The organism is Streptomyces sp. NPDC006450 (genome assembly GCF_040612195.1).
Classification (GTDB): Bacteria; Actinomycetota; Actinomycetes; order Streptomycetales; family Streptomycetaceae; genus Streptomyces.
Genome location: NZ_JBEXPT010000231.1, coordinates 1 through 3998 on the forward strand (window position 1 = coordinate 1; position 3998 = coordinate 3998).

The following is a 3998-nucleotide window of genomic DNA, read 5'->3' on the forward strand; positions in this document are numbered from 1 at the left end:
CGGGCTCCCGGCCGGGGCGCTGGGGCGCGCGGGCGGGCTGAGCCCCGCGCAGGCGGGTCACCTGGGCGGCGATGACGGCGGCGGCCTCGTCGAGGCCGAGCTCGTCGGTCACGGTGAGCAGCGCGGCGAGGTGCCCGGCGAGCTGGATGTCCAGGGCTTCGGCGCGGCTGCTGCGGGGGTAGTCGCTGCGGTGGGCGCCCATGCGGGGGTCGACCGCCTTGGTGCGAATCGGCTCGTACATGGGGTGCCTCCTGCGTGGTCAGGGGACCATCCTACATTGGATCCGTTCTAAAGTTGAGTTGAATCCTGGTCGCGTGTGATCGTGCCCGTCGGCTTGAATGCGTCTTGTGACGGCCGCGGGACGGCCAGCACTCTTCTTCTTTCGGTACCCGCAGGTGGGGAGTCCTCGCGGGCCGGCGTACGTGAACTACGGGGTGGGCGGCAGTGGCTGGAACGAGTGCGGCGGCGGATGCGACCGATGCGTCGGGCATATCCGCGGTCGAGGCAGTGGTGCGGAGCGATGCGGCGCTCCTGGAGGACGATCTGGCGGCCTTCCTCGCCTCCCTGACCAGCGCGCCCCCGGGGGCATCCGCACCCGAATCGGTGTACGGGGCGGCGCTGGGGCGCTCCCTGTACGCGCCGGTCGCCGACGCCGTCGGCTCGAAGGTGGGCCAGGAGGCCCTGGTACCCGCCGCGGGGGCGCCCGCGGGCCGTGCCCCGCTGCGCCCTTCGATGGTGTTCTGGGCCTACCGCAACTACCGGGGCTTCCCCGGCCGGACCGGCGAGGAGGCCTCCGCCGCGGACCTGGCCGCGGTCCGCCGCGCGGCGGTGGCGGTGCGCGTGCTGCTGAAGGCCGCCGTCGCCCTCGACGACATCCAGGACGGCAGCGGCATCCGCTACGGCGAGCCCGCCCTCCACGTCACCCACGGCATCCCGCTCGCCCTCAACACGGGCTCCCTGCTGATCACCGCGGCCCTGGAGCACGCGGCCGAGCCGGCCGTCGTACGGAGCCTGCTGCGGTCCGTCGGCCGGGGCCTCACCGGCCAGGCCGTCGACGTCTCCACGCGCACCGCGCTCACGCGCGCCGAACTCGTGGCCGCGCCGCTCGCCGAGCGGGTGGCCTTCTGGGAGTCGATGGCCGCGCTCAAGACGGGCACGCTGTTCCGGATGCCCCTGGACGCGGCGGTGGCGGCCCTGGGCGTCGTGGAGGACGAGCGGCGGGTCCTGGACGAGGCGATGCGCAACCTCGGACTGGCCAGCCAGCTGTTCAACGACCTGACCGACTTCGTGCCCGGGTTCGGCGGCCGCACCACCCACGAGGACTTCGGTCAGCTGAGCAACCGGGTCTTCCTCGAACTGCTCGACTCCGCGCCCGCCGGCGCGCGCGCCTCGGGCGAGCTCGTCGGAGCGCGGCTGAAGGAGTTCGTGCTCGGCCATCCGGACCTGCGGGAGACGCTCCTCCTCCTCGCCGCCGAGGCCGTGGAGCGCAAGCGCGCGGCGATGGAGGCGGTGCGCGGCGTGTGCCGTTGCGAGCGGAGCGCGCGGTACTTCGACGTGACGATCGACCGCAAGGGACACCTCGTCGACCGGCTGCACGCGACGCTCCTGAAGGGGGAGGGCGCATGAGCCCCAGGGCCTGCCACACGATGGTCGAGCGCATCCGGGCGGGCACCCGCACCTGGCACGAGGACCTGGAGGGCACGCCCTTCGCCGTCGCGATGCTCGCCGGGACGCTCCCGCTCGACCGGTACGTCGACCAGCTCGCCGCCTACCGCGTGGTCCTGAAGGCGCTGGAGGAGGAACTCTCCCGCGCCACGCGCCCCTGCGTCGCCTCGGTGTGGTCGGCGGACCTGGTCAAGCTCCCCCTCATCGACCGCGACCTGATGTATTTCGCCGAGGACGGCGTGTTCCCGGCGTCCGTCGCGGCCGCCCCGGCGCAGGCCTTCGCGCGGGAGATCCGCGCCGCCGCGGCCTCGGACCCCCTGGCACTGCTCGGGTTCCTCTACGTACTGGAGGGCTCCACGATGGGCGGCATGATCCTGCGCCGGTACGTCGCCGAGGCCTACCGGCTGCGGGACACGGACGGCGTGGCCTATTACGCCAGCGGCGACCGCGAGCGCTGGGCCCGCTTCACGGCGCGCCTGAACGAGGCGCTCCCCGGCCCGGGCGGGCAGGACGGCGTGATCACCGCCGTCGGGCGCGCCTACCACCACATCATCGCGATCACCGCGGCGCTGTCGACCGGACTGGCCGCCGCCCCGTAGAACGGCGCGGCCCCCGTGGGCGCCCGTACGCACGGGTCCGCTCACGGGGGCCGTCCACGCGTGCCCGGGGGGCCTACGGCTGGCTGTATCCGTCGAGGAAGTTGCCGATCCGGGTGACCGCGTCGGCGAGGTCCTTCGCGGCCGGCAGCGTCACGATCCGGAAGTGATCGGGCTCGGGCCAGTTGAAGCCCGTACCGTGCACGACCATGATCTTTTCCTCGCGCAGCAGGTCGAGGACCATCTGCCGGTCGTCCTTGATCTTGTAGACGGACGGGTCCAGCTTCGGGAACAGGTACAGCGCTCCCTTGGGCTTCACGCAGGTGATGCCGGGGATCTGCGTCAGCAGGTCGTACGCCGTGTCGCGCTGCTCCAGGATCCGCCCGCCGGGCAGCACCAGCTCGTCGATCGACTGCCGGCCGCCGAGCGCGGTGGCGATCGCGTGCTGCGAGGGCATGTTGGCGCAGAGCCGCATGTTCGCCAGGATCGTCAGGCCCTCGATGTACGACGAGGCGTGCTTCTTGGGCCCGCACACCGCCATCCAGCCGGACCGGTAGCCGGCGACGCGGTAGTTCTTGGAGAGCCCGTTGAAGGTGAGCGTCAGCAGGTCCGGCGCGATGGCGGCGGTGTTCGTGTGCGTGGCGCCGTCGTAGAGGATCCGGTCGTAGATCTCGTCCGAGCAGACGACCAGGTTGTGGCGGCGCGCGATGTCCGTGAGCCCGCGCAGCATCTCGTCGTCGTAGACGGCGCCGGTCGGGTTGTTCGGGTTGATGATCACGATCGCGCGGGTGCGGTCGGTGACCTTGCGCTCGATGTCGGCGAGGTCCGGCATCCAGTCGGCCTGCTCGTCGCAGCGGTAGTGCACGGCGGTCCCGCCGGCCAGGCTGACGGAGGCGGTCCACAGCGGGTAGTCCGGCGCCGGGACGAGCACCTCGTCGCCGTCGTCGAGCAGCGCCTGCATCGACATCTGGATCAGCTCGGAGACGCCGTTGCCGATGTAGATGTCCTCGACGTCCAGGTCGATGCCCTTGGTCTGGTAGTGCTGCATGACCGCGCGGCGCGCCGAGAGCAGCCCCTTCGCGTCCCCGTAGCCGTGGGCCGTGCCCAGGTTGCGGAGCATGTCCTCAAGGATCTCCGGCGGACACTCGAAGCCGAAGGCCGCGGGGTTGCCGGTGTTGAGCTTGAGGATGCGATGACCTGCTGCTTCGAGCCGCATCGCCTCTTCGAGCACGGGGCCGCGGATCTCGTAGCAGACATTGGCGAGTTTCGTTGACTGGATCACCTGCATGACGGGAGCTTACGGGTCCTGATGCGGCCGCGCTCCGCTATTCACCCCCGGGTGGAGGGAGGGACGGCGGACCGATATGTCCCCTTTCGCGCAAAGCTTGGGTACGGGCGCCACGAGCCCTTGGAAACCGGGGCCGGCCCCCCGCTCCGGCCTGCGGAATGGGTGGGCCGGGCGGAGGGGGCCGGAACGGTGTTGCGCTCGTCACCCTGCCGGGGTCCCGAGGTGTCCGCGGCGGTGGCGGTGACGGCCCTGGCGGGGGCCTGCCTGGTCACGGAGTGCGCCCGGCGGCGCGGGCTGTCGGCGGCAGGGGCCTGAGGACGCGAGAGCGGGCGTACGCGCGGAACGCGAAAAGGGGCGGGGGGGCCCCCGGCGGCGGGGGGGGCCCCCCCCCCCGGGGCGGGGGGGGGAGAACAGAAGAAAAAACGGGGGGTGGGGGGACAGATTGAGAC

Annotated in this window: 3 protein-coding genes and 1 pseudogene; 2 read left to right on the top strand and 2 right to left on the bottom strand. The window is 72.2% G+C overall.

Annotated features, from left to right (window positions below; all coding sequences use genetic code 11):
- Positions 1-241, bottom strand: a pseudogene (locus ABZY57_RS32220) (hypothetical protein); the annotation flags it as partial.
- Between the two features lie 203 nt (positions 242-444).
- On the opposite strand from ABZY57_RS32220, the gene ABZY57_RS32225 reads away from it, so the two are divergent.
- Positions 445-1626, top strand: a complete 1182-nt coding sequence (locus tag ABZY57_RS32225; RefSeq protein ID WP_356518012.1) for a polyprenyl synthetase family protein — start codon at positions 445-447, stop codon at positions 1624-1626.
- Positions 1623-2264 (top strand): biliverdin-producing heme oxygenase, encoded by a 642-nt coding sequence (locus tag ABZY57_RS32230; RefSeq protein WP_356518014.1) that lies wholly within the window; start codon positions 1623-1625, stop codon positions 2262-2264. Before ABZY57_RS32225 ends, ABZY57_RS32230 begins: the two co-directional genes overlap by 4 nt.
- Before the next feature lie 73 nt (positions 2265-2337).
- Here the strand turns inward: ABZY57_RS32230 and ABZY57_RS32235 are convergent, their stop codons facing one another.
- Positions 2338-3549, bottom strand: a complete 1212-nt coding sequence (locus tag ABZY57_RS32235) for a pyridoxal phosphate-dependent aminotransferase (RefSeq protein ID WP_356518016.1) — start codon at positions 3547-3549, stop codon at positions 2338-2340.
- Positions 3550-3998: the final 449 nt, after the last annotated feature.